Here is a 24,317-nt window from a genome sequence, read left to right on the forward strand (position 1 = left end):
GAAACTTTTCCATGTTTTGTATTCATAATGGTTGATGTTTGCACGATTTTTTAGCAAAAAGCGCCAGTTCTTTTTCAGTTTTTCTGCCTGGCTTTTCTGTCCGGCTTTACGAAGTTCATTCATTTCACGGATACGCAACTCATTGAACGCTTGATTCATGTGTTTGACAATATGAAACCGATCAATCACTACTTTCGCATTTGGCAGAACACGTTTGGTGAGCTGGAAGTAGGCGGCGTTCATGTCTGTCACCAAGAATTCTACTTCTTCCGGATTGGTACAACCTAAAAAATAACTTGTTAATCGGGGTAATTTACGCGTAGGCAAAACATCTATTAGTTTTCCTGTTTCGCCATCTGCGCAAATAAAGCTCATTTTATCTTCTATGGAAGCATGCGAACGAAATTCATCAACCATCAATACTCTTGGGAGAATCTTCTTAGATTGCTTTGGTAAATAGCTTTTAAACTCTTTCAATGTACGAATAACGGTGGTCAAAGATACCTGACAGCTTTTCGCAATAAAAGATAAAGATACTTTTTCAGTCAGTAAAGAAGCAATTTTATATCTAACATGATTTGCGATTGAATGTCTGGGTTGGACAAAATAACTTTGAGCAGTCCAATGGGTGCGACAGTTTTTACAGGTATAGCGCTGCTTTTTTAGGCGCATAATCAAAGGCATATGATTGTATTGTTCAAAACGGACAATCGTTTCCTTCTTCCCATTTTTCACTATAATTGCTTTCCCGTTTCCATCTACCACAGTAGAACCACAACTTCTACAAGCACGAGGAGTAGGCGAGAGAACAGCATCGACGACCAACGTCTTTTTCTTCTGAAGGGTCTCGTAAGAGACCTCTGTAATCATCAAATCTTTCTCTATTATTCTCAGCATTTTTTTGATAGAATCATTCATATAGCATATCGTCCTCTCAGTTGTTTATTTTGTGGTGATTTAATCATACTAGAGAACGATATGTTTTTTAATACCTAAAATGAAAATGGGGCTGAAGAATCAATTCTGATTCATCAGTCCCATAAATTATAGAGCCCTTTTTTATTTAGATGAGATCAGAACGAAAAGGAAGAAGTGTTGCTTGTACTGCTGTTTTTTTCTATACTATTAGAAAAGGAGACGATGGCGTGAGAAAGAAAGTACTTTTTGATTTAGATGGAACGATCATTGATTCGAGTGAAGGAATCTATGGATCGATTCAATATGCGATGGAAAAAATGGGAAAAGAGCAATTAGCGCAAGACGTACTGCGGAGCTTTGTGGGGCCGCCTTTGATTGAATCCTTCCGTGGCTTGGGCTTCGATGAAGCTGCTGCCCAGCAAGCCGTTGCCTTCTACCGGGAAAATTATCGTCAAGCGGGCATGTTTCAAGTCCAACCATATCCGTTGATCGAAGAAACATTGCAGGAGCTGGCGCAGGATCACGATTTGTATATCGCTACGTCGAAACCAGAAGTTTTTGCAAAAGAGATCCTGACCCATCTCAAGTATGATGGCTATTTCAAAGGAATCTATGGGGCGGATCTTGAGAATAAACGTGGGGAAAAAGCGGCCGTTATCCGCTACGCGTTAACTGAGATCGAAAAGGAGCAAAAAGCGCAGCAAACCATCATGATCGGCGACCGTGAGCATGATATTTTAGGGGCAAAAGAAAACCAGTTACCGGCAATCGGCGTTTTATATGGGTTTGGGTCAAAAGAAGAATTGCTTGATGCTGGTGCGATCGCTTTAGCCGCTGAGACACAAGAACTCTTAGCGTTGATTCCAGATTCATTATAGAGAAAAAGAGCTGACAAGCACCTTACAAGGCGTTTGTCAGCTCTTTAGTTACGCATTCGTTTGTTTCAACTGTGGAGAGGATTCCAATAAAAGATTGGTATCCAAATAGCCGCTTTCGTTTTTCAAAATCAAAGTTCCTGAAGTTGGGTGAACATCTAGAATCAGATGACCAGTCAAGAACATTTGATCATAGGTTGATGTAAAGAAAGTAAACTGATTGCTTGAGACTAACTCATTGTATGGGTCTAACGGTTCGTCGATCGGTGTGATCAAAAAACGTTCGCCGATCATACAGCATCCAGCTGCTGAAGAAAATTGGTTCGATCCGTCATTACTCGTCAAAATATATAAGTCGTGTCCTTCTGGAAAGCGAGCAGCGGCAGTAGGGGTAATATGTAAGTCCATTTTGCATGATCTCCTTTTTGAAACGAGTGAGCAGCAAGCTGTTTCGTTTCGATAATTGTTGATAAACCAAGTGTATCACTCCTCTTAGGGATGTGACAGCAACTTGCTTTTCAACAAACCAAGCTTAAAGTTTTAGCAAGAAAAAGGCGATAATACCGATTATCAGCAAGAAAAGCCCTAAGTACAAGAGCACAGTGACCGCAGCCTGGAAAAAAGAGCGCATTTCTTTCACCTCGAATCATTCTTCTCTTTATTTTACTGCATAATCACGGAGACAAGTAAGGAACTTCACAAATCTTAAAGGAAGTTTTAGGTCTCTTAAGAGTAGACCTTGTCCTTTTTTGTAACGCTTCCATTTTTTGTGGTAAAATAAAGAAAAGGAGGCGATTTGGATGTTACGTAATTGTCAAAATGTACTTGTTGCCTTGGATGGGTCGGATCAGTCAGAAAAAGCGTTCCAAGAAGCACTCGCGATTTGTCGTATGAACAAAGCCAAATTGTATGTCCTCTCTGTTATCAACAATGCTGAGTTATCCACAAGTGCCTATGCTTTTGCAAAAATTTTTGACCAAGAAAAATTGCGTGTGGAAACGGACATGTTGAAAAAAATCTATGATGCCAATCAGCATGGGGTAGAAGATGTTGAGGTGATCGTTGAAGTCGGCGATCCAAAACGCTTTATCATTCATGCAGCAACAGAATTGTACCCGATTGATTTGATCATTATCGGTGCAACTGGTAAAGGTACATTGACCCGAGCTGTCGTAGGCTCAACCACCGATTATGTCGTCAATCATTCGAAATGTACGGTGTTGGTCGTGAAGTAAAAATTTAAATTAAACGGAAAGAATATGTTATTTTTTAAGCCAGCATCATGCATCTCCTTTCAAAAAAATTCAGTTAGTTGAAAAACCCGCTCTCTTAGCTTTAGGAGAGCGGATTTTTTGTGGTAAAAAAGATGTGTCTAAAATTGAGCTGTGAGCACCGATTGGAAAATTCGTTTTGTTTATTTTATAAAAAATATTTATTTAAATTGATAAAAATTGACTATTAGAAGAAATAGTTTGTTACACTTTTAATAAGCAAAGGATGTAGGAAAAGTATTGGAGAGAGGGGCTGATAATTTATCGACTTTACAGAATGCAGCAGAATACAATCGAATATTGTTGGAAAGGAGAAATAAATGATGTAAAAGATTTTTAAAATTTTAATGATCATGTTTGTTATTTTTATAGTAATTATTTTTCTGCCTACTATTATACTTTTCATAATTAAATAGAAAGAAGGCATTTGAAATGAATTGGTTAAATTGAATTGAAGCTTCACCCCGTGGTAATTGTTCAAGTTTGACTTGCGGAATTAAATCTTGTATTTCAGATTCTTGTTCAAATAATGAGGGACATTGAGAGGATGTTGGAATAAATCTTGTTATATCAATTTTAAACAATAAAAAAGGAGAATGAAATGAAGCGTGTTGCAGAAAACGATTTGGTTGTTTTTTCGATTCTTTTGCTGATTATATGGCTAGGCTTGATCCAAGTGAAAGAATATTCGCAAGAAGCAGCCCTGTCGATCATTTACTTTATTAATCTATATACGCTCTTGTTTAAATTTAAAGATACAGCGAGGATAGTGAAAGCAGTTGTATCGGTCCTACTATTGGGTTTTACGATCTTATTTCTTTTGTATATCGCAGGAAATTAGGGGCGTACGAATGATTAAGTTCAGAAATTATCGCTATACTTTGGGAATTAGATGCACAAAAAAAAGACAACGTCCGACAAACGTTGTCCTACCAAAGCCACTTGACGGGCTTGAACCGTCGACCTCATCCTTACCATGGATGCGCTCTACCAACTGAGCTAAAGCGGCGTGTTATTTAACACAAGATATAGAATACCGTAAAGGCGCTACTTTGTCAATGAGATTTTCGGATATTTCTTGAGAAAAACGCTTTGCGGGAAGGTAAGTTTCAAAAAGGGGATTTTCTTGAAAAAAAGGATCAAAAAATTGATTTTTGCTCTTGCTAAATTATCTGACTATTTGGTATAGTACAGATAGATTCTTCCGGCATAGCTCAGTTGGTAGTAGCGCATGACTGTTAATCATGATGTCGTAGGTTCGAGTCCTACTGCCGGAGTATCAAAAACGACCTTCGTTTCGGAAGGTCGTTTTTTTGTTGGAAAGAGTCCGTTCTTTTGTTGGTTGTGGATAGCCTGGGGATAATGGGTTCCCCAGTTTTTTCTCCAGAACACTCACTCCGCTGAGGAAATCTTCTGTAATAGTTCCTCGTATAAATCCGTCGTTTCGGCGGCTTTTTTATTTGTGTAAAAAACTGTTGGGCCATCGTTAGTAGTGACTTTTAAAATGGGCGTCACCTTCGTGTCGACAAACATTCTGGCAGGTTCGCCGGCAACGGTAAACTGACCGATTTGGTAACTGGCGGTTCCTACACCCATGGTACGAACACGAGGAGACGGCAATGTTTCGATCAATTCCACTGTCTCTATATCTGCCAAAGAGACCGTAGTTTTCCCGGTCATTGGTGCATCGAAGGTGACTTCTTGTCCTTGCACTTCACCAGTGATCGCATCAGCAGTAAAATCTAAGCGATACATCGGAATGATGGTCCCGATCATTAACACAAGTAAGAAGACAGCGGTGATGCCTGCGACGATTTGTCCGCTGCGTTTGCCTAAATTGATGCCGATATTCATCCCAACACGGTCAGGAACGAACAGACGCGCATCATTAGGATTGATGTAAAAACCATATCGCCAGTAAGCATCTTCGCCATAATAGCGCGGTTGTGCTGCTGGTTCTAAGAGCTGATCTTGTTTTTTACGCAGATCAAGCAATAAGAAGAAGGTAAAGACGATCAAGAAAACCACCAAAACAATAAAGAGCACTAAGAGGATAGTACTTAATGCTCCGGTAGCGGACATGGACGCCAGCGGGACAGTCAACAAGAGCAGCGTAATGGTGCAAGTCACGGCGATCATTAAGGACCAATAGCGCTTTGTTAAATCATTGATGTGTTGATCGATAGTTGAATTGCCGCTGATCCCGCGAACGGGTAAGCGGCTGATGATCACCCAGAGATAGACGAACAGCGCAAAAATTGCTAAGGAGACGCCGCCCATCAAGTATCCTGTAGAAAGATCAGGCAAATGCCATGCTTGGTACAAACTGATCATCAACAAAATCCCCGCAGGAACGAGGCTATACCACGGCAGCATCCGTTTATTTTTGGCTTGAACGAGTTTTGTATCGATCCGAATCGGATCGATGGGTAGTTCCCATCCATTGGTAAGGATCAATTGCCGCATTTTCCCGATGTAATGCACTTGCACCAGGTAAGCTGTCCCCAGCAAAGCGGCCATATAAAGCCAGAACAGGGTAAGGATGATGGAGTCAGATAAATTGAACAAAAAAAGGAGACTTGCTACACTAAATGTACCAACGATTTGTAAGATACGCTTGCGAAATTCAGTGATCAAGCTGTGGACGCTAGGATCATCCAGATGCTCAGGGGCAAGGGTATTTTCGAGTAAAACATTTTTGTGGGGTTTACTGATCAAGCGTAAACCAAAGGCGGTCGTCCCGCAGAGGACAAGAGCAATAATGAAAAAAAGATAGGTCATTTGCATTCATTCCTTTCAGGAAATTGGTCCAGCAGTTGTTGAAAATCCATTAAAAGCGTTTGCTTGCTTTTGCCGTGTAAGAGAGCGGTTGCTAGCTGCAGTTGCAAGTTTTGACGATACTCCGCTTCTTGTCCAGAAGTAAACGGTGGTGGCGCGGCAACGGCGGTTCCTTTGCGGCGATCCGTGACTAACAAGCCTTCTTCTTTGAGGGAATTGTAGGCTTTTGAGATCGTCATGGTATTAATGCCGATCTCTTCGGCTAATTGACGGACGGATGGTAGCAATTCGCCAGCGGATAAATCGCCTTTTGCGATACCGACAATGATCTGTTCCCGCAACTGCTGGTAGATCGGTTGGTTGCTTTGGGTTTGAATATCAAATATCATCGAAAACAGCTCCTTTGTATTATATACATTAATACAAAACATACAAAATAGCAACTAGTAATCAAATGAACAAGAATCGTTAGGAAAAAGTAAATAGCTTGTTACAGTTCTGTTTCATGGATCAGGTATCCTTTGACAGATACAACTTAGAGGAGGAACTTTTTATGAGCCAATCGCAAAGAACGGCTTACTTTGATAATGCAAAATTTTTACTGATGATCTTGGTCGTCTTCAGTCACTTACTACAGCCTTTTATCGGCGATCAGAAGTTTTATCATGACCTATATTATTTTATCTTCACTTTCCATATGCCAGCTTTTGTTTTTCTGGCTGGGTACTTTGCCAAACCGTTGACGAAGGGACACAAGCTTCGTGAGCTGATGAAAAAGTTCTTGCTGCCTTATGTCTTTTTTCAGGTGTTTTACACCGTCTATTACTGGTTGATCGGTCTACGGGAGTCGTTAAAAATCCAACTGTTGAATCCGCAATGGGCACTTTGGTTTTTGCTTAGCTTGTTCTTTTGGCAGCTCTCCTTGCTGGTCTTTCAAAAAATGTCCAAAAAGCAGGCGATCTTGCTGAGTATCGGCTTGAGTATCTTCGCTGGCTACGTGCCATTTTTAAATCAAGTGTTGACCTTGCAGCGGACCTTTGTCTTTTTGCCGTTTTTCATCATCGGGTTTTATTTTCCCAAAAATGAGATGCGCTTTTTATTGAAACCAAAGATTCGGACTATCAGTTTGCTTTTCTTACCGATCATCTACACCTTTATCGCGTTTTTTCATGGGATGAACAAGTACATGGTTTTTGGTTCCAAGCCTTATGACGATTACTTGAGCTATCCGTTGTTCGGCGGTCCCTTGCGTGCGGTCTTTTTCGTGATCGGGCTGATGGGGATCATCGGCTTTCTGAGCCTCGTGCCTAGAGAGCACCTCTTTTTTACGAAGTGGGGCAAAAACACCCTGCTGGTCTATCTTTTACAGGGGATCTTCATCAAGGGCTTGCGGGCATTAGCGATCACCGACTTGAACCTGTCGGTATTAGGCTTTGTGACGTTGGTGTTAGCCAGTGTTTTACTGACGATCTTGCTAGCTAGTCGTCCGATCCGCTTCCTTTATGCACGATTTGAACGAGGACTATCCTTTGTTTTACTTGGCTTTTTGCTTTTGATGCTAACTCTTTAAATCCTTGATACGAGCAACCGCTCTTAGAAAGATGATCCTTTCATTTTTCTAGGAGCGGTTGTTATTTGAGAGGCAGAGGCGTAAAATGGAAGGAACGGAAAGTGAAAGGATGAAGAAATATGTCAGAAATTTCAAAAAAGACCACCGCTGCCTTTGCGCAAGCGTATCAAGACAATAATAAACAAACGGCACTGCAACGGAGTGTTGTGAAAAATGGGATCACCGCTTCTGCTGAAAACGTGTCAGCAAAAGTCAACAATGTGCCAGTTTTTTCAGTTGATGTGACAACCGGGAAAGTCTCAAACCAAAAACAATCAGGCCGCTGCTGGATGTTTGCCGCATTGAATACATTCCGTCATAAGATGCTGAATGATTTCAATTTAAAAGAATTTGAATTGTCGCAAAACCATACCTTCTTTTGGGACAAATACGAAAAAGCCAACTATTTCTATGAAAATATTTTAGCAACTGCTAACGAGCCTTTAACAAGTCGCAAAGTTGCTTTCTTATTGCAAACCCCACAACAAGATGGTGGGCAATGGGACATGATCGTTTCGATTTTCCAAAAATATGGTGTCGTACCAAAAACGGTCATGCCAGAAAGCAGCAACTCTTCCAATTCTCGTGACCTAAACAATTACTTGAACAAAAAACTGCGTAAAGATGCGGTTGCTTTGCGTCAGCTAGTGGCTGAAGGCAAAACAGCTGAAGACATCCAAACAGCCAAAGAAGCGATGTTGGAAGACATTTATCGTTTCTTAGCGACTTCTTTAGGCACACCGCCAGAAACCTTTGATTTTGAATACCGTGATGAAGACAAAAACTATCACATTGATCGCAACTTAACACCGCAAAGCTTTTATGAAAAATATGTCGGGGTGGACCTTGATGATTATGTCAGCATCATCAACGCACCAACTGCCGACAAGCCTTACAATCAATCGTATACCGTAGAAATGCTAGGCAACGTGGTTGGCGGCAAAGAAGTCAAATACTTGAACGTCGATATGCCGACCTTCAAAAAATTAGCGATCGCTCAATTGGAACAAGGGGAGTCCGTGTGGTTCGGTTGTGATGTCGGTCAATCTTCTACCAGAGATACTGGGATCATGGCATTAGATGCGTATGATATCAACGACCTATTTGACATCGACTTTACGATGACCAAAGCAGAACGCTTAGATTTTGGCGAAAGCTTAATGACCCACGCGATGGTCTTGACTGGCGTTGACTTGATCGACGGCGAATCAACCAAATGGAAAGTCGAAAACAGCTGGGGTGAAAAAGTCGGAACGAATGGCTTCTTCGTTATGAGCGATGCGTGGATGGATGAATACACCTATCAAATCGTGGTTCGCAAAGAGTTCCTGACAGCAGAACAATTGGCTGCCTTTGAAGCAGAACCAACAGTCTTAGCACCTTGGGACCCAATGGGTGCTTTAGCGTAAGACAGCAATTTCTAATGATTGCCTGAAGATTCTCTGAAATTTTTCAAAAAGACGAAATGAAAAATAACGAACCAGTTGCCGCAATCCAACCGTTAGGAAAGTAGAAATCCTAACAGTGTGGGGTTGCGGCATCGGTTTTTTTTTTATTTTCTGACAAAAAAGCGGTACCATCCCAGAAAAGTGGGAACTTATTTATTGTAAGATGAAGCAAACTTCTTTAAAATGGAATAGTCACTAATGATGCCACACGTCTCATTAGAGTGAACTGTTGAAGAATGGTCACTGGGAACCTTTACTTCCTCTGACAGACTTTGTCATGTTTATTGAACAAAAGGAGGATTCAAATGACAAATCTGTTAACTATTATTGTTGTTCTACTTTTTGCTGCCCTTATTTATGGGTTCTACTTATTGCAAAAGCGTCACGTGAAGTTTTCTACGCGGGTCTTTGCGGCGTTGTTCGTCGGGATCGTTTTTGGTGGCGTGCTGCAGCTGATTTTTGGGACAGGCTCTGACGTTGTCACGCAAGCTCTTGACTGGATCACGATGGTCGGTAGCGGCTATGTAGCTCTCTTGCAAATGCTGATCATGCCCTTGATCTTCGTTTCGATCGTTGGTGCTTTCACCAAGATGAAAGAAAGCGAAAAAATCAAGAAGATCAGTTTTACGGTTCTTGCGACTTTGCTAGGGACAACGGCGATCGCTGCCTTGATCGGGATCGTGATGGTCATGGTCTTTGGTCTTGACGGTGCCAGCTTTACCGAAGGGGCAACGGAAACAGCGCGGATCGCAGAATTAGCGGAACGTTCGACACAAGTCCAAGACCTATCGATCCCACAACAAATCGTTTCCTTCATCCCAAGCAATGTCTTCGCCGACTTTGCGGGTACTCGTTCGACAAGTACGATCGGGGTCGTGATTTTCTCAGCCTTTGTGGGGATCGCCTTTCTTGGTGTCAAACGTAAATCACCGAAAGAAGCGGAAACTTTTGCGAATTTGATGGACAGCTTATATAAAATCGTGATGCGTATCGTCACGTTAGTTTTGCGCCTGACACCTTATGGCGTTTTGGCATTGATGACAAACGTATTAGCTTCAAGTGATTTTGAAGCCATCTTGAACTTAGGCAAATTTATCATCGCCTCTTATGCGGCTTTGATTTTGGTCTTACTTGTTCATTCATTATTGCTGATCGCTGTTCGGGTCAATCCAGTAACGTATTTCAAAAAGGCCTTTCCAGTCTTGAGCTTTGCCTTTACTTCTCGTTCAAGTGCGGGAGCCTTGCCATTGAACATCGAAACCCAAACCAAAGCGTTAGGTGTCGATGAAGCCACGGCTAACTTTGCAGGCAGCTTTGGGTTATCGATTGGTCAAAACGGCTGTGCGGGTGTGTATCCAGCGATGTTGGCAACGATCGTTGCACCAACGGTTGGGATCAATGTCTTTGATTGGCAGTTTATCCTGCTGCTAGTTGCAGTAGTTACGATCAGCTCATTCGGTGTTGCTGGTGTCGGCGGTGGCGCAACCTTTGCTTCATTGATCGTCTTAGGCTCAATGAACTTGCCGATCGCCATCGTAGGCTTAGTTATTTCTGTTGAACCATTGATCGATATGGCACGGACACTCGTTAATGTCAGCGACAGTATGGTTGCAGGAATGGTGACCAGCAGCCGTATCAACGAACTGGATCGTTCGATCTTAGATGATTCTGCCGCCGTGATCGAAGCCGAATAGAAACGTTTTGTAACAAGCGAAAGCAAAGAAAGACTGCGTGTGGTCTTTCTTTTTTTTGTCCGTTAAAGCTCAGCTCATAGAAAAATCTAGGTTTCAGTGCCCTTAATAGCGAAGTTTCTGCTATACTTTTAACTAGAACATCGCGGGAGGGATAAGCAATGACACAATTGATTCAACTAGAACGAGCAGCAAACGTCAGAGAACTTGGCGGCTATCAAACGACAAACGGCACGACGATCAAACGAAAAAAATTGATCCGCAGTGCGGCGATCAATGAATTAACTGCTTCAGATCAAGCAGTACTGGCAAACTATGGGGTCAATCAGGTCATTGATTTTCGCTCCATCGCTGAAGCCAATGCACAGCCTGATCGACCGATCGCCACAGCAAAGCAGCTTTTTTTACCTATTTTTAAAGAAGACGAAACGATGGTTTCCTTGTCGCCAGAAAGCTTGAAGCAGCGCTTGGAAGATGGGGAAGATGCCGAAGAGCAGATGAAAAAAGTCTACCGTCACTTTGTTGAAAGCGACTATGCCCGCCAACAATATCGGCAGTTCTTTGATCATGTGATCGCTAATGCGGAAGGCGAAGGTGCAACCTTGTTCCACTGTACCGCTGGCAAAGATCGCACAGGCTTTGGCGCCTTTTTATTGCTCCATGTGTTGGCGGTGGCACCAACGACGATCAAAGAAGATTATTTAGCGACCAATCGCTATTTAGCGCCAATGCTAAAAGAAAAATTTGCCCCAATGACCCAGCATTTGCCGCAAGAGTTGTTAACGGCGATCACGGTTTTGATGAGTGCCAAAGAGAGTTTTCTTGATGAAAGCTTGGCTGCGATCGATCAGCACTTCGGTTCGGTTGATCAGTATCTCCTGCAAGGACTAGGGGTGACGAAAGAAGAGCAAGCGTATTTGAATGCCCAACTGACTGAGTAAAGAAAGGGAGATCCGTATGGAGGAAGCATTGTTCGCAGCAATCGGGATGACCGGCTCGCTGACGCCCATCAGTGGTGGGGATGTCAATCAAACGTATCGTTTCACTACAGCAGAAAATCGCTATTTTTTAAAGACCCATCCTCATGTTTCATCGGTGTTCTTTCAAGCAGAGATCAACGGCTTAGCTGAATTAGCCCCTTTCGTGCGGGTGCCAAAAATCGAACATCTCGGTCAGACTGAAGAGAGGGCATTTTTATTGATGGAATGGATCGATGGTGGGGAAGGACAGCAGCGACGCTTAGGTCAAAGCTTGGCTCGGCTTCATCAGCAGACGCAGGAGTCTTTTGGGTTTTACGAAGACAATTACATCGGCTTTTTGCCGCAAGTCAATCCGAAAACCACCGATTGGCTTGATTTTTATACAGTCTGCCGTTTGGATGTGCAAGTCGAATTAGCGAAGCTGGGTAACCGCTGGCATGCCAAACGGGAAGCTGCTTATCTGCGTTTGAAAGAATTTTTGCATGAGAATTGGCGTGATCGTAGCGTCACACCTGCTTTATTACACGGTGATTTTTGGCGGGGAAATGTGCTGTTCGATCAGCAAGGAGAACCAGTGTTTCTTGATCCAGCAGTCGCTTATGGGGATCGAGAAATGGATATTGCGATGTCCCAGCTCTTCGGTGGTTTTCGTCAGGAATTTTTGGAAGGCTATCAAGAAGTCTATCCATTAGATGAGGATTGGCAAGAGCGACTGCCAGTGTATCAATTGTATTATTTATTGGTCCATTTGAATCAGTTTGGCGAAAGCTATGGACCAAGTGTCGATGAAATATTGAGTCGTTTTTAGGAGGCAATTAGAACTATGGCAGCAAAGTATCAAACCACACATGAAGTGGCGTATTATGAATGTGATGTCAACCAAACGATGACGTTTCCAGCCATGCTAGGCATCGCCATCAAGACATCAGAGGAACAAAGTGCGGCGTTAAACCGCGGACCAGAAGTCATCGCTAGTTATGGCTTGACCTGGATCATCACCAGCTATCACATAACGGTGACTCGTTTGCCGCGCGTAGGGGAGCAGATCCAAGTGGCGACCCAGGCGAGAGAATACAATAAATTTTTCTGCTACCGTTACTTCTGGTTATTGGCAGAAGACGGAACGGAACTGGTCAAAATCGAGGCGGTTTTTGCGTTGATGGATCCTGAGACGCGCAAAGTCAGCAGTGTACCAGATGAGATCGTGGCGCCTTTTGGCAGTGAAAAAATCAAGCGAATCAAACGCTATCCGAAGATCACCCCTATCACGCAAGGACAATTTTTGCCTTATCGGGTGCGTTTCTACGATATTGATAGCAATCAGCATGTCAACAATGCCATGTATTTCAATTGGCTGATGGACGTCTTAGGCTATGAGTTTTTAACAAAACATGAAGTGACACAAGTGACGATCCGTTTTGATCGGGAAGTGGCTTACGGCCATTTGATCGAAAGCCATTTTCAAATCAATGAGAAGACAGTCGATGAAGCCGGCGAGGCTGTGCCGCTGCAAACGATCCACGAGATCAAGATCGGTGAGGATACTTACTGCGAAGCCATCTTTACTTGGCGAGAAAAATAAAACAACCCTTTTGCCTCCATTAGCGGAATGGCAAAAGGGTTTTTGTTTGGTTAATTCTCCATGAAATCAGGCAGTTCATCCATGGTCAACCCACGGTTTTTCGCTATCAGCAATTTGATGCGGGCTTTTTGGCTATTGATGCTATTGCAGAAAATCACCCCAAGAGCTTGCAATTCGATCCCGCCACCTAAGTAGTCATAGACCGGCTCGGCAACTCCGTTGAAGCAGCGAGAAACTAAGACGACTGGAATGTTTCTAGCGATCAGTTTTTTCAAAGGCTCTATGGTTTGCGGCGGCAGATTGCCAGCGCCTAAAGCTTCGATCACTAGTCCATCGATCAGCGAGTCGGCTAAAGCATCGAACAATTCCCCAGTCATTCCCGCATAGGCTTTGACGATCGGAAACAGACCATCGACACGATCAACATCCAAATGGCGGTTATTTAACAGCTCTTGCATGAACAAGATACGGTGCTTTGTGACTAAGCCGATCGGACCTAATGTCGGGGTGCGGAACGTCGCAATATTGGTGGTGTGGGTCTTCGTAACATAACGTGCGGAATGGATCTCATCGTTCATGACGACTAAGACGCCTTTTCCTAAGGCATCAGGTGATTTCGCCACCCGAATCGCACTTTCAAAGTTATAAAGCCCGTCACTGCCGATTTCATTACTTGAGCGCATGGCACCAGTCACCACGATCGGTAACTGACCGCCGATTGTGGTATCTAAAAAGAAGGCTGTTTCTTCCAGCGTATCGGTTCCGTGAGTGATCACGACCCCATCGACACCGCTTAAATGCGCCAGCTGGATACGTTCTTTCAACTGCAGCATTTCTTTTGGGGTCATATGAGGACTGGGAATATTAAAAATGTCTTCGACGATCAATTCAACATCGTCGTCAATGTGGATCGGTGCATCCATCAGCGGATTGCTGACATCAGGGCTGACGCCGCCTGTCAGGGTGTCTTCTTTCATGGCGATGGTGCCGCCAGTGTGCAACACGAGAATTCGTTTCATTTTTTCATCACCTGCAATGATTTATTTACTCTTAACTCAAAACTATTGTATACTATTAAAATAAGAAAACAAGGAGCGATGGGAAAAAATGATTCGAATTGGTTGTACCACATTTAGTGAACATGGCAGTCTCGTGCAAAGAAAAAACTCGAAATTATTTGAGTATGCCCGTTATTTTCCGCTAGTTGAGCTGGATACCACCTATCATTTTTTGCCAAAAGAAAAAGACGTGCGCAACTGGTTGACCCAGATTCCCGAAAATTTCCGCTTTGTGTTGAAAGTCCATCAAAGTGTGACCACCCAAGGGGATTTGCCAGATCAGTTGACCATGACCGAAGCACTGCAGCTTTATAAAGAAGCGATCGCGCCAATGGTAGAAGCAGGCAAACTCTTTTGCCTATTGGCGCAGTTTCCCAACAGCTTTAAATGTACGAAAGAAAATGTCGCCTATTTAGACCAAGTGCGAGAATGGTTTGCGGGCTACCCAGTGGCGATCGAGCTGAGAGACAGCAGCTGGTATCAGCCGAAACTGTATCCGGGAATGATCGATTATATGAAGCGAAAACAGTTTTCCTTAGTAGTTGTTGATCAGCCGAAAAAGCTATCGACCACCATTCCCCTTGATCCAACCGTGACCAATCCCGCGTTTGTCTTGTGCCGTTTTCATGGACGCAACGACAGCGGCTGGACAGCGACGGGACCAGATGCCAAAAATCTGCGGACCTTGTATCGCTATGACCAAGCCGAACTAACGGAGTTAAAACAAGCGGTCCAAGCCATCGAAGCCAATGCCAAAGAAGTCGCAGTGGTCTTCAATAATAATGCCGGTCGTGATGCCGCTGACAATGCTCGCGCATTGATCGATGCGCTGCAGATCGATTACGAAGCATTAAATCCTAATCAGTTGAAATTATTTTGAGGAGTCATATGATAAAAGCAATCTTTTTTGATATTGATGGCACGCTGATTGCCAGCAACGGCAAGGCGCTTGCCAGTACCCGTGAAGCCATCAAACAGGCTCAAGCCAATGGCGTCCTCTGCGGCATTGCCACCGGACGTGGTCCGGTTGATTTAGAGAAGGTGATCGATTACTTGTCGTTAGACATGTTTATCACCTATAACGGCCAATATGTCTACACGAAGGAAAACCTGATTTATGCCAAACCTTTTCCAAAACAAACGCTGGAAGCGATCGTAGAATACGCAGATGAAAATTACCGCCAAGTCATGTTTGGCGGAGAAACCCAAGTGGCTGGCAGCTTGACGATCCGTTTAAGCCAATCACCCGTCATGCAGCGCTACTTACGCTATGTACCGAAAAAATTTCCCGTCGGTTTTTTAAAGAAAGTCTTGCAGCGCTTTAGTCCCAATCGCAACGCCAAACGCTATGAATCGTTGGATATTTTACGAGAGCCCATCTATCAGTGCATTATGCTGAGCCCTGAGTCAGAGCGCGAAAAATTACGGTCCAAGCTGCCGCAATGTGATTTTAAGCGATCCAATGCCTATTCTGTTGACATCGTGCCGAAAAACGGTTCGAAAATCAAAGGCATCAAAGAGTTTTTGGCCTATGAAGGGATCGCGATGGAAGAAGCGATGGCATTTGGGGATCATTTTAATGATGTGGAAATGTTAGAAGGCGTGGGGATCGGGGTTGCGATGGGCAATGCCCAGCCCATCACCAAAGCTAGTGCCGACTTTGTGACGGATACTAACGATCATGACGGCATCAAGAAAGCCTTGATCTATTTTGGCATCATTGCCGAGGATGCCCAAGCCAGGGAATAAAAAAAATAGGCAAGTAGCCAATCTATGAAGCAACGTAGAAGACAATGCAGAACCATAAAACAAAACCATGAGAAAAAGCAGAAAGAAGCGAGCAAAATGAGTCCATTTGAAATGACGGAAGAGTTTCATAAAACCTTTGATCCAACGCGACCGCCATATCCACAAGCTTTTTCAGCGGAAAAAGCCCAGTTTCGTGCTGGTTTTAAAATTGAAGAATTAGTTGAGTTCCTTTATGCTGCCAGCAACAATGACGAAGAGACCTTTCAAGCAGGCCTGGAGCATTTGCATCAAGCGATCGATCAAGCCCAAGCCAAGCTGGCTGCCAAACAACAGCCTGTCAGTGATTCTCTAGTAGAACAAGTCGATGCGCTTTGTGATCTGCTGTATTTTACCTATGGCTCTTTTTCACTGTTAGGGGTCGATCCAGCGCCGATCCTGGCTATCGTTCATGAAGCCAACATGGGGAAACTTTTTCCAGATGGGCAGCCCCATTATGATCCTGAGACCCACAAAGTCATGAAGCCGAGCGATTGGGAAGAACGGTATGCTCCTGAACCGCGAATCAAGGCAGAAATCAACCGCCAATTGGCACAAAAACAAGCGCAAGCCCAAGAATCGTCAGAATAAAAACCAAACGTGCCAGTTGCCCGTTCCGATTGCTTATCAGCAAAAGGAGTGGTGCAACTGGCACGTTTGGTTTAATCAAAGAAAGTGTAGTAAAGGGTTCTGACAGCGGCTTTTTCTTGTTCTTTGTGGATACCGAACATGATACTGACCTCAGAGGACCCTTGGTTGATCATCTCTAAGTTGATATTTTTCCGCGCAAGGGCAGCGGTACTGTCAGCAGTGATCCCGACTCGTTGACGCATTCCTTCACCAACGACGACGACCATGGATAGATCGTGGGTCATTCGCAGTTCATCGGGATCGATCTCGTAGGCGATCTTGCGCAGCAGTTCTTCTTCCAATACTGGATTCAACTGGTTGGAGCGCATAATGATCGAGATATCATCGATTCCTGAAGGCATGTGTTCATAATTTAAATCAAATTCACGGAAAATCTCTAAGACCCGTAACGTGAACCCAACTTCGCGGTTCATCAAGTATTTGCGAATATAGATCATACAAAAGCCTTCGTCACTGGCAACGCCGATCACGGGCTGATCTAAATTGTCTCTTTGGTTGGTGATCAAGGTACCAGGATGACTTGGATTATTGGTGTTTTTGATCACCACGGGAATTTTCGCATGGTATGAAGGCATCAAGGCCTCATCGTGCAACACAGTAAAGCCCGCATAAGACAGCTCTCGCATTTCTCGGTAGGTCACTTCTTTGATGGACTCTGGATGATGAACATAGCCTGGATGAGCAGAAAAAATCCCATCGACATCGGTAAAGTTTTCGTACAATTCTACTTGCAGACCAGCCGCCACGATGGCACCAGAAATATCTGATCCTCCTCGAGAGAAGGTACAGATCTCGCCGGCTTCTGTGTAGCCAAAGAAGCCAGGAATCACTAAGATTTCAGGACTGTCGCGCCATTGTGCGATCTTGGCGTACGACTTGTTCAAGATACGGGCGTTTTGAGGTTCATCCGTCACCAGCAGCCCAAGTTCTTGGGGATTCATGTAGCGAGCAGCTAACCCACGGCTTTGTAAAATCCCTGCGATCAATTTGGCGTTGTTGTCTTCGCCGCTTGCCAAGACCGTATCATAAAGATGCGGATTGTCTTGGGTAGGCAGCGTTTGAAAAGCCGCCAATGATTGCCAGATGCGGTCTAAATGGACTTGTTCGATCCCAAAGGGGGCGGCGATCGCTGTATAGCGGGCATAGATTTCTTCTATTAAATCAGTGATTTCTTCTTGGGCACACAGACGGGTACAGACAGCTAGTAACAGATCGGTGACTTTCTGATCATCGCTGGAACGCTTACCAGGCGCTGAAACAACGACAAACCGTCTTTTAGGATCACTTTCAATTATCGCAACAACTTTTTCGACTTGTTCGGCTGAGGCAAGGGAACTGCCTCCGAATTTCGCTACTTTCATTTGACATTACTCCTGTTCAAGCTTTTTACTAGAGTACAGTTTCAATAGGGAGAAATCAAGCGGTTTCTTGAAAAAAATCGGAAAAATCAGAAAAAAAGTCACTTGTTGATGTAAATTTCACGATTTATTTTCATTATCGCTGGAGAAGCCGTGATTTATTTTATTCGATGCGAAAAAAGTCGATCTTTTTTGCCTCAATCTAATGCTTGATTTTTTTCTTTATGCTATAATCTAGCGTAGATGCTTTTTTATAAAGGGACTATCTGTCCTTTTTATACTCAACGAACTTATCAATCAATCTGCTGATCAGCAGGTTTTAGACGAAACATGTATATTTGAAAATTGGAGGAACCACAAAATGGGAACTAATATCATCTTTGGAATTGTCATTGCCATCATCATCATTGCGGCGGTCTTGTATGCAATTGGCTTTTTCATGCGGAAGAAAAACCAAGAAAAGCTGAATGACTTGGAAAAACGCAAAGAAAATCTGTTTGACTTGCCGGTGATCGAAGAAGTCGATGAAGTAAAAAGAATGCACTTGGTTGGTCAAAGTCAAAACACCTTCCGTGAGTGGAACCAACAATGGACAGATATCTCTACAAAATCTTTTGCTGAACTTGAAAGTCAAATCTTTGAAGTGGAAGAGCTGAACGAACGCATCCGCTTTTTTAAAGCAAAAGGGGCGATCGTCCAAGCCGAAGCGACCATGGATGAGATGGAACGCCAAGTGGAAGAGATTCGCGCAGGCTTGAAAGAATTACGAGAAAGTGAAGAACGAAATTCACTGGAAGTTCAAAAAGCGCTGGACGTTTACGAAGACTTGAAGAAGAAGCTGCGGGATCAAGGCGAAGAATTCGGTCCTGCCTACAATGAGCTGCAAAAACAAATCAAAAACATTGAAATTGAGTTCACCCAATTTGTTACCTTAAATACTTCTGGCGATCCTGTGGAAGCACGGGAAGTGTTAGACCAAGCGGAAAAACACACCTATGAAGTGGAAGACCTAATGAAACGGATCCCAGCGGCGTACGAAGAATTAAATCGTACCTTCCCTGATCAGTTGAAAGAAATCCAAGAAGGTTATAAAAAATTATTAGAACAAAAATATGTGTTCCCAGAAGCAAACTTCCAAGAAGAAATCAACCGTGTGAAAAAACGGGTTGAAAACTCCATGAACGATCTAGCGAAAACAGAAGTCGCTTCCGTTGAAGTGGCAAGCCGTGATACTGCAAGTGATATCGATGCCTTGTATACGGTGATGGAACGTGAGATCAATGCCAAGAAATATGTCATGAAAAATCGTCAGATCATCGAAGACTACATTGACCACGCAACGAAGAACAACCGTCAGTTGTTGATCGAGTTGGATCATACGGCACAAAGCTATACTTTGAATCATAATGAATTGGGTCGCGTCCGCGGCTTCCAAACCGAAGTGGACGAATTGGCTCGCCGCAACAACGAGTACTTACCGAAATTGGAAAAACATGAGATTCCTTATTCAGAAGTGCAAAGCTTCTACAAAGATGCCTACAAAATTTTGGATGATGTGGAAAGCCAGCAAGTCGAAATCGATGATTCTCTTGCGGAATTACGTCGTGGCGAAAAAGTTGCACAAGAAAAAGTGGAAAGCTTCGAATTCCGTCTACGCAACTTGAAACGGTTTGTTGAGAAACAACGCTTACCTGGTTTGCCAGGCGAGTATTTAGAATTCTTCTTCGTGGCAACGGATCGTGTCGAAGAACTAGGCAAAGAATTGAACAAGATTCGCATCAACGTGCAAGAAATCAATAAATTGGTTTCTGTCTGTGAAGAAGATCTTGATCTTTTAGATGAACAAACAAAAGACTTAGTGGATGCTGCGGCATTGACTGAGCAAATGATGCAATATGCCAACCGCTATCGTCATTCTCATCCAGATATCAAGGCAGCGATCGACAAATCACTTTACTTGTTTAGTAAAGAATATCGCTATCAAGATGCGCTAGATGAAATCGGCACAGCGTTGGAACGAGTAGAACCAGGTGCCTTCAAACGGATCGAAAACTTCTACATCAATAATCGCGACTTAGTATAATACGAAAGCCAGCAGTGAAAAACTGACTGGCTTTTTTCATGGAAAGAATGGCTCGCTGCATGAGTACCGCTTACGAAGGATGGAAAAGTTTCCTTTAAAAAAAGCCAAAGCCAGCGAGTCACCTTGAAACTCAGCCCAAGAGCAGTTATAATGGGAAAGAATTTTTTTAGAGAAAGGGTCCTATCATTGATCTATTTTGACAACAGTGCAACAACCGCTATTTATCCACAAGCTTTAAATACATATGTCCAAGTCAGTCAGCGAATTATCGGCAATCCCTCAAGCCTGCATGATTTAGGAAATCAAGCCAATCGTCTGCTGCAGCAATCTCGTCAGCAGATCGCCGATCTGTTAAACGTTTCTTCCAAAGAGATCGCATTTACCAGTGGGGGAACTGAAGGAGACAACTGGGTCATCAAAGGGTCTGCTTTAGCGAAAAAAGCCTATGGGAATCACCTGATTATTTCCAGTATTGAACACCCTGCCGTCAGTGAAACAGCGGCTCAATTAGCCGAGTTAGGGTTTGAGGTCAGTGTGGTGCCTGTCGATGCCCAAGGCTTTGTCAACGTGTCTGAATTAGCAAACATGATTCGCAAAGAAACGATTTTGGTTTCGGTGATGGCGGTCAATAATGAGGTAGGGTCGATCCAACCGATCCATGAGATCGCAGCTGTGCTAGCGGACCACCCAACGATCCATTTTCATGTAGATGCCGTCCAAGCCATCACAAAGGTGCCGCAAGAACAATGGTTCAATGAGCGGGTCGATTTTGCCGTGTTCTCTGCGCATAAATTTCATGGACCTCGTGGCGCAGGCTTTATCTATTGGAAACAAGGTCGTAAGCTGGCGCCATTGATGACCGGCGGTGGGCAAGAGCAAAACCAGCGCAGCGGTACCGAAAACGTACCAGCAATCGTTGCTATGGCAAAAGCCCTACGTTTAGCGACAGAACAAAAGGCTGAAAAGCCGAACCATGTTCAATTATTAAAAGGCTATTTGCAAGAAGCACTGGCTGGGTACGAAAAAGTCACGCTTTTTTCTGGCACAGAAGGGTTTGCGCCGCACATACTTTGTTTTTCATTAAAAGGAATCCGAGGAGAAGTCTTAGTCCATGCCTTTGAAGAAAAGCAGATCTATCTTTCGACGACGAGCGCTTGTTCCTCCCGTAAAAAGATGGCCAGCAGTACGCTTCATGCGATGCACGTTCCAGAACAGTTAGCAACATCGGCTGTTCGTATCAGTTTAGATGAGAGCAATACAATGGCAGAAGTCGAGCAGTTTCTGATCGTCTTCCACCAGTTGTACCAAAAATTTTCGAAAATCAATTAAGCACGACAGACCACTATAAAATCAATCCAAATCAAAGGAGTTTTCTCGTGAATTATTCAGAAATCATGGTTCGTTATGGCGAACTGTCAACAAAGGGCAAAAATCGTCGTAGTTTTATTATGCAATTAGCTTCAAACGTCAAACGTACCTTAGCAGATTATCCCCATGTCAAAGTTCATGCCGAGCGAGATCGCATGCACTTGCTATTGAACGGTGAAAACAGCCAAGAGATCATTCCTAAGCTGCAAAAAGTCTTTGGGATTCAAAACTTTTCCCCCAGCATTCGGGTCGAAAAAGATATCGAAGTATTAAAGAAAGCCGTTCAAGACGTCATGGCAGAGATCTATACGGGCGTTGAGACCTTTAAAATCACAGCCAAGCGCAGTGATCATTCGTTTGTGCAAGATAGCAACCAGTTGAATTTGACCTTAGGGAATGCGGTGATCGACCGTTTTCCTGATATCAAAGTCCAAATGAAAAAACCAGACATCAATTTGCGTGTAGAAATACGGATCGATGGTGCTTATTTGTCTTATGAAACGATCCAAGGAGCCGCTGGGCTGCCAGTGGGCACCAGTGGAAAGGGAATGTTGATGCTTTCTGGCGGTATTGATTCGCCAGTCGCAGGCTACTTTGCCATGAAACGCGGCGTTGAGATCGAAGCGGTCCATTTTGCAAGTCCTCCTTATACGAGTGAACAAGCGTTGCAAAAAGCCAAAGATTTAACGAAGAAGCTTGCGCCTTATGTGGGAAGCATCCAGTTTATCGAAGTTCCGTTTACAGAAATCCAAGAAGAAATCAAAAATCGTGTGCCACAAGGCTATTGGATGACCATCACCCGTCGGATGATGCTGCGTTTGACGGATGCGATACGAGAAGCTCGTCATGGCTTGATCATCTTAAATGGTGAATCATTAGGACAAGTGGCTTCACAAACTTTGCATAGCATGGTCGCCATCAATGAAGTAACCAATACGCCGATCGTGCGCCCAGTGGCAACGATGGACAAATTGGAAATCATTGAAGTTGCCGAAGCCATTGATACCTTTGAATTATCAGTTCAGCCATTTGAGGATTGCTGCACAATCTTTGCACCTCCTCAACCAAAGACGCGCCCAAGACTGGATAAGGTCCACCAATATGAAGAACGTCTCGATATCGAAGGGATGATGGAACGTGCGATGGCTGGGTTGAAACTGGAAGCAATCACGGCAAATCAAGAAAAAGCAGCAACGGAATTCGCTGAATTTTTATAATAAAACCCCGATTTTAATGTTACGACCACAACTGTTTTTTAACATTTGTGGTCGTTTTTCATCGAGTGAGAGAGTTTGTGAATATTTTCTTGCTATTGAAAATGGAACATGCTACACTCAATATGTGAATCATTTAACAAGGAGGGTGGACAGGATGGAAGCATTAAGAGATAAAAAACTTCCGAAAGCGACGGCAAAACGTTTGCCAGCTTATTTACGACACTTAAAATTACTGGATGCCTCTGGTATTCAGCGAATCAAATCGAAAGAGTTTGCAGAAATCACGCAAGTTCCTTCGGCCACGATCCGCCGAGATTTTTCTCATCTAGGAGAATTGGGCAGAAGTGGCTATGGCTATGATGTTCCCTATCTGATTGAGGTATTGAGCTATATCTTAGAAACCAATGAAGAGAAAAAAATCGCCTTGATTGGTTATGGAAATTTAGGAAAAGCGTTAGCCAACAACAATTTTCGCAGAAATGAAAATCTTTCCGTGGTCGCGGTTTTTGACAATGATCCAGAAATGATTGGTCAGACCATTAGTGGGCGTTATGTCTATGGAATGGATCAATTGGCGGAAGTCGTAGCAGATAAAGGGATCACCGTAGCGATTTCGACCGTTCCTAGCCGTTATTCACAAATGGCGATCGATGCGATCGTGGATGCTGGGATCACAGCGATTTTAAATTTTGCCCCTGATCCCGTCATCGTGCCAAAAGACGTCAATATCCAATACATTGATTTGACGACAGAATTGCAAACATTGATCTTTTTTGATACGACCTACTCGCAAAAATCGAAAGTCTGAGCAAATCCTTTTCGTTTTTTGACAATCTTTCTTATACTGGGAGAAAATGCTATAGGAGAGATGTTATGCAAGTTACACGCAAAGAAACGGTTTATGAGATGCCTGGCAACCAACCAAAAGTAGGGGATAAAGCAGCTGATTTTCGCTTGAAAAGTTTAGAGGACAAGGAATACACACTGACTGATTTTTTAGGAAAACCAACGATCATCAGCGTGGTTCCCGATATCGTGACACGCGTCTGTGCATTGCAGACCAAGCGTTTCAACCAAGAGGCAAGTCAATTGGATGACATCCATTTTGTCACGATTTCTAACAATACAAAAGAAGAACAAGCGCAATGGTGCGGCCAAGAAGGTGTCGACATGATCATGCTTCATGATCCGGCGAATACCTTCGGTGAGGCCTATCAAATCATGATCCCAGACTTCGGTCATTTTGCCCGAGCAATTTTCGTTTTAGACCGTGAAGGCGTGATCCAATACGTTGAGATCGTGCCTGAGATCTCCCACGAACCGGATTATCAAGCAGCCATTGATGCTGCGAAAGCAAACCTCTGATTGACTTTCAAAAAAGTTCATTGTAGAATGTAGCAAGATGAAACAAGAATCTATGATAGCAAGACAATGTTCAAGAGGAGTATCAGTGACCCTGGCGGTCAGAGAGAAGTCGGTCGGTGCAAGACTTCCCCAGACACTGAAAAGGTAGCTTGAAGGTCTTTGATCCGAACCACGGTTTGTTTCTTGCAGATAAAGCCGCACAGTAAGATCAAGCGCGTCGTGAACGTTACCTCACGTCAAAGTGGCAGAGCAATCTGCAATTTAGGTGGTACCGCGTATC

General features: G+C 43.5%; 23 protein-coding genes, 2 tRNA genes and 1 other annotated feature (2 of these 26 cut by a window edge). Of the genes, 18 read left to right on the forward strand and 7 right to left on the reverse strand.

Annotated elements, in window-relative coordinates:
• Nucleotides 1-918 carry the 5' portion of an ISL3-like element ISEfa11 family transposase gene (locus tag IGI71_RS03045; protein WP_275851999.1) on the reverse strand. 378 nt of this gene lie to the left of the window's left edge, so only the first 918 of its 1,296 coding nucleotides appear in the window; its start codon is at nucleotides 916-918; its stop codon lies beyond the left edge, outside the window.
• A gap of 227 nt (nucleotides 919-1,145) precedes the next feature.
• Between IGI71_RS03045 and IGI71_RS03050 the strand changes: the two genes are divergently transcribed.
• Nucleotides 1,146-1,796, forward strand: a complete 651-nt coding sequence (locus IGI71_RS03050) for an HAD hydrolase-like protein (RefSeq protein ID WP_005225128.1) — start codon at nucleotides 1,146-1,148, stop codon at nucleotides 1,794-1,796.
• Between the two features lie 48 nt (nucleotides 1,797-1,844).
• Here IGI71_RS03050 and IGI71_RS03055 read toward each other — a convergent pair whose 3' ends face one another.
• A complete protein-coding gene (locus IGI71_RS03055) occupies nucleotides 1,845-2,201 on the reverse strand; it encodes an iron-sulfur cluster biosynthesis family protein (RefSeq protein WP_015509034.1) in 357 nt (118 codons plus the stop codon).
• Nucleotides 2,202-2,593: 392 nt separating this feature from the next.
• Between IGI71_RS03055 and IGI71_RS03060 the strand changes: the two genes are divergently transcribed.
• Both IGI71_RS03060 and IGI71_RS03065 read left to right on the forward strand, forming a co-directional pair.
• Nucleotides 2,594-3,028 carry a universal stress protein gene (locus tag IGI71_RS03060; protein WP_005225130.1) on the forward strand — a complete coding sequence of 145 codons (435 nt, stop codon included), beginning with the start codon at nucleotides 2,594-2,596 and terminating at the stop codon, nucleotides 3,026-3,028.
• Nucleotides 3,029-3,665: 637 nt separating this feature from the next.
• Entirely contained in the window at nucleotides 3,666-3,905 is a 240-nt protein-coding gene (locus IGI71_RS03065) for a hypothetical protein (RefSeq protein ID WP_081117386.1), read from the forward strand.
• Between the two features lie 95 nt (nucleotides 3,906-4,000).
• Here IGI71_RS03065 and IGI71_RS03070 read toward each other — a convergent pair.
• Nucleotides 4,001-4,073, reverse strand: a tRNA-Thr gene (locus IGI71_RS03070).
• A 194-nt stretch (nucleotides 4,074-4,267) separates the two neighbouring features.
• Here IGI71_RS03070 and IGI71_RS03075 point away from each other — a divergent pair.
• A tRNA-Asn gene (locus IGI71_RS03075) sits at nucleotides 4,268-4,341 on the forward strand.
• A 115-nt stretch (nucleotides 4,342-4,456) separates the two neighbouring features.
• On the opposite strand, the gene IGI71_RS03080 is transcribed toward IGI71_RS03075, so the two are convergent.
• Both IGI71_RS03080 and IGI71_RS03085 read right to left on the reverse strand, forming a co-directional pair.
• Entirely contained in the window at nucleotides 4,457-5,845 is a 1,389-nt protein-coding gene (locus IGI71_RS03080; RefSeq protein ID WP_225001137.1) for a hypothetical protein, read from the reverse strand.
• The gene (locus tag IGI71_RS03085; RefSeq protein WP_081116804.1) at nucleotides 5,842-6,231 is read right to left on the reverse strand and encodes a GntR family transcriptional regulator; all 390 of its coding nucleotides are present in this window, start codon (nucleotides 6,229-6,231) and stop codon (nucleotides 5,842-5,844) included. Before IGI71_RS03085 ends, IGI71_RS03080 begins: the two co-directional genes overlap by 4 nt.
• A 164-nt stretch (nucleotides 6,232-6,395) precedes the next feature.
• On the opposite strand from IGI71_RS03085, the gene IGI71_RS03090 reads away from it, so the two are divergent.
• The 6 genes from IGI71_RS03090 (at nucleotide 6,396) to IGI71_RS03115 (ending at nucleotide 13,152) form a co-directional block, all read left to right on the forward strand.
• The gene (locus IGI71_RS03090; protein ID WP_231472833.1) at nucleotides 6,396-7,412 is read left to right on the forward strand and encodes an acyltransferase family protein; all 1,017 of its coding nucleotides are present in this window, start codon (nucleotides 6,396-6,398) and stop codon (nucleotides 7,410-7,412) included.
• 119 nt (nucleotides 7,413-7,531) lie between these two features.
• A complete protein-coding gene (locus IGI71_RS03095) occupies nucleotides 7,532-8,860 on the forward strand; it encodes an aminopeptidase C (protein ID WP_005225135.1) in 1,329 nt (442 codons plus the stop codon).
• A 344-nt stretch (nucleotides 8,861-9,204) separates the two neighbouring features.
• Nucleotides 9,205-10,593 (forward strand): L-cystine transporter, encoded by a 1,389-nt coding sequence (locus IGI71_RS03100; RefSeq protein WP_010747447.1) that lies wholly within the window; start codon nucleotides 9,205-9,207, stop codon nucleotides 10,591-10,593.
• 158 nt (nucleotides 10,594-10,751) lie between these two features.
• Nucleotides 10,752-11,531: a tyrosine-protein phosphatase gene (locus IGI71_RS03105; protein ID WP_010747448.1), complete on the forward strand. Its 780-nt coding sequence runs from the start codon at nucleotides 10,752-10,754 to the stop codon at nucleotides 11,529-11,531.
• 16 nt (nucleotides 11,532-11,547) lie between these two features.
• Complete coding sequence (locus IGI71_RS03110) at nucleotides 11,548-12,378, forward strand: fructosamine kinase family protein (protein WP_156236506.1); 831 nt, start codon at nucleotides 11,548-11,550, stop codon at nucleotides 12,376-12,378.
• Nucleotides 12,379-12,393: 15 nt separating this feature from the next.
• Nucleotides 12,394-13,152 carry an acyl-ACP thioesterase domain-containing protein gene (locus IGI71_RS03115; protein WP_015509041.1) on the forward strand — a complete coding sequence of 253 codons (759 nt, stop codon included), beginning with the start codon at nucleotides 12,394-12,396 and terminating at the stop codon, nucleotides 13,150-13,152.
• A 50-nt stretch (nucleotides 13,153-13,202) separates the two neighbouring features.
• On the opposite strand, the gene IGI71_RS03120 is transcribed toward IGI71_RS03115, so the two are convergent.
• Nucleotides 13,203-14,171, reverse strand: coding sequence for an asparaginase (locus IGI71_RS03120; protein ID WP_005225140.1), 969 nt, complete (start codon nucleotides 14,169-14,171; stop codon nucleotides 13,203-13,205).
• 88 nt (nucleotides 14,172-14,259) lie between these two features.
• Between IGI71_RS03120 and IGI71_RS03125 the strand changes: the two genes are divergently transcribed.
• The 3 genes from IGI71_RS03125 to IGI71_RS03135 all read left to right on the forward strand — a co-directional run bounded on the left by IGI71_RS03125 (nucleotide 14,260) and on the right by IGI71_RS03135 (nucleotide 16,586).
• Complete coding sequence (locus tag IGI71_RS03125) at nucleotides 14,260-15,090, forward strand: DUF72 domain-containing protein (RefSeq protein ID WP_005225141.1); 831 nt, start codon at nucleotides 14,260-14,262, stop codon at nucleotides 15,088-15,090.
• 8 nt (nucleotides 15,091-15,098) lie between these two features.
• Nucleotides 15,099-15,959, forward strand: coding sequence for a Cof-type HAD-IIB family hydrolase (locus tag IGI71_RS03130; protein ID WP_231472834.1), 861 nt, complete (start codon nucleotides 15,099-15,101; stop codon nucleotides 15,957-15,959).
• A 96-nt stretch (nucleotides 15,960-16,055) separates the two neighbouring features.
• Nucleotides 16,056-16,586, forward strand: coding sequence for an HAD family hydrolase (locus IGI71_RS03135; protein ID WP_231472835.1), 531 nt, complete (start codon nucleotides 16,056-16,058; stop codon nucleotides 16,584-16,586).
• A 71-nt stretch (nucleotides 16,587-16,657) separates the two neighbouring features.
• Here the strand turns inward: IGI71_RS03135 and IGI71_RS03140 are convergent, their stop codons facing one another.
• The gene (locus IGI71_RS03140) at nucleotides 16,658-18,007 is read right to left on the reverse strand and encodes an aspartate kinase (RefSeq protein ID WP_005237529.1); all 1,350 of its coding nucleotides are present in this window, start codon (nucleotides 18,005-18,007) and stop codon (nucleotides 16,658-16,660) included.
• 358 nt (nucleotides 18,008-18,365) lie between these two features.
• On the opposite strand from IGI71_RS03140, the gene ezrA reads away from it, so the two are divergent.
• The 5 genes from ezrA (at nucleotide 18,366) to tpx (ending at nucleotide 24,037) form a co-directional block, all read left to right on the forward strand.
• Nucleotides 18,366-20,087, forward strand: a complete 1,722-nt coding sequence (ezrA, locus tag IGI71_RS03145; protein ID WP_430616173.1) for a septation ring formation regulator EzrA — start codon at nucleotides 18,366-18,368, stop codon at nucleotides 20,085-20,087.
• 186 nt (nucleotides 20,088-20,273) lie between these two features.
• Nucleotides 20,274-21,416: a cysteine desulfurase family protein gene (locus IGI71_RS03150; protein ID WP_074934654.1), complete on the forward strand. Its 1,143-nt coding sequence runs from the start codon at nucleotides 20,274-20,276 to the stop codon at nucleotides 21,414-21,416.
• Between the two features lie 47 nt (nucleotides 21,417-21,463).
• Nucleotides 21,464-22,672, forward strand: a complete 1,209-nt coding sequence (gene thiI, locus IGI71_RS03155) for a tRNA uracil 4-sulfurtransferase ThiI (RefSeq protein ID WP_005225147.1) — start codon at nucleotides 21,464-21,466, stop codon at nucleotides 22,670-22,672.
• A 154-nt stretch (nucleotides 22,673-22,826) separates the two neighbouring features.
• Nucleotides 22,827-23,480, forward strand: coding sequence for a redox-sensing transcriptional repressor Rex (locus tag IGI71_RS03160; RefSeq protein WP_015509044.1), 654 nt, complete (start codon nucleotides 22,827-22,829; stop codon nucleotides 23,478-23,480).
• 65 nt (nucleotides 23,481-23,545) lie between these two features.
• Nucleotides 23,546-24,037, forward strand: a complete 492-nt coding sequence (gene tpx, locus IGI71_RS03165; protein WP_231472837.1) for a thiol peroxidase — start codon at nucleotides 23,546-23,548, stop codon at nucleotides 24,035-24,037.
• Between the two features lie 57 nt (nucleotides 24,038-24,094).
• Nucleotides 24,095-24,317, forward strand: a binding site (T-box leader); it runs 12 nt beyond the window's last position.

Source organism: Enterococcus sp. DIV1279b, assembly GCF_050531515.1.
GTDB classification, from domain to species: domain Bacteria; phylum Bacillota; class Bacilli; order Lactobacillales; family Enterococcaceae; genus Enterococcus_D; species Enterococcus_D casseliflavus.

What these genes read in the sequence shown, in the direction of transcription:
- IGI71_RS03055 (WP_015509034.1), bottom strand. Translation starts at nt 2,201, where the DNA reads ATGGACTTACATATTACCCCTACTGCCGCTGCTCGCTTTCCAGAAGGA.
- IGI71_RS03100 (WP_010747447.1), top strand. Translation starts at nt 9,205, where the DNA reads ATGACAAATCTGTTAACTATTATTGTTGTTCTACTTTTTGCTGCCCTT.
- IGI71_RS03120 (WP_005225140.1), bottom strand. Translation starts at nt 14,171, where the DNA reads ATGAAACGAATTCTCGTGTTGCACACTGGCGGCACCATCGCCATGAAA.
- ezrA (WP_430616173.1), top strand. Translation starts at nt 18,366, where the DNA reads ATGGGAACTAATATCATCTTTGGAATTGTCATTGCCATCATCATCATT.
- IGI71_RS03135 (WP_231472835.1), top strand. Translation starts at nt 16,056, where the DNA reads ATGAGTCCATTTGAAATGACGGAAGAGTTTCATAAAACCTTTGATCCA.
- IGI71_RS03090 (WP_231472833.1), top strand. Translation starts at nt 6,396, where the DNA reads ATGAGCCAATCGCAAAGAACGGCTTACTTTGATAATGCAAAATTTTTA.
- IGI71_RS03105 (WP_010747448.1), top strand. Translation starts at nt 10,752, where the DNA reads ATGACACAATTGATTCAACTAGAACGAGCAGCAAACGTCAGAGAACTT.
- IGI71_RS03060 (WP_005225130.1), top strand. Translation starts at nt 2,594, where the DNA reads ATGTTACGTAATTGTCAAAATGTACTTGTTGCCTTGGATGGGTCGGAT.
- IGI71_RS03080 (WP_225001137.1), bottom strand. Translation starts at nt 5,845, where the DNA reads ATGACCTATCTTTTTTTCATTATTGCTCTTGTCCTCTGCGGGACGACC.
- IGI71_RS03095 (WP_005225135.1), top strand. Translation starts at nt 7,532, where the DNA reads ATGTCAGAAATTTCAAAAAAGACCACCGCTGCCTTTGCGCAAGCGTAT.
- tpx (WP_231472837.1), top strand. Translation starts at nt 23,546, where the DNA reads ATGCAAGTTACACGCAAAGAAACGGTTTATGAGATGCCTGGCAACCAA.
- IGI71_RS03065 (WP_081117386.1), top strand. Translation starts at nt 3,666, where the DNA reads ATGAAGCGTGTTGCAGAAAACGATTTGGTTGTTTTTTCGATTCTTTTG.
- IGI71_RS03130 (WP_231472834.1), top strand. Translation starts at nt 15,099, where the DNA reads ATGATAAAAGCAATCTTTTTTGATATTGATGGCACGCTGATTGCCAGC.
- IGI71_RS03140 (WP_005237529.1), bottom strand. Translation starts at nt 18,007, where the DNA reads ATGAAAGTAGCGAAATTCGGAGGCAGTTCCCTTGCCTCAGCCGAACAA.
- IGI71_RS03115 (WP_015509041.1), top strand. Translation starts at nt 12,394, where the DNA reads ATGGCAGCAAAGTATCAAACCACACATGAAGTGGCGTATTATGAATGT.
- IGI71_RS03160 (WP_015509044.1), top strand. Translation starts at nt 22,827, where the DNA reads ATGGAAGCATTAAGAGATAAAAAACTTCCGAAAGCGACGGCAAAACGT.
- IGI71_RS03125 (WP_005225141.1), top strand. Translation starts at nt 14,260, where the DNA reads ATGATTCGAATTGGTTGTACCACATTTAGTGAACATGGCAGTCTCGTG.
- IGI71_RS03110 (WP_156236506.1), top strand. Translation starts at nt 11,548, where the DNA reads ATGGAGGAAGCATTGTTCGCAGCAATCGGGATGACCGGCTCGCTGACG.
- IGI71_RS03085 (WP_081116804.1), bottom strand. Translation starts at nt 6,231, where the DNA reads ATGATATTTGATATTCAAACCCAAAGCAACCAACCGATCTACCAGCAG.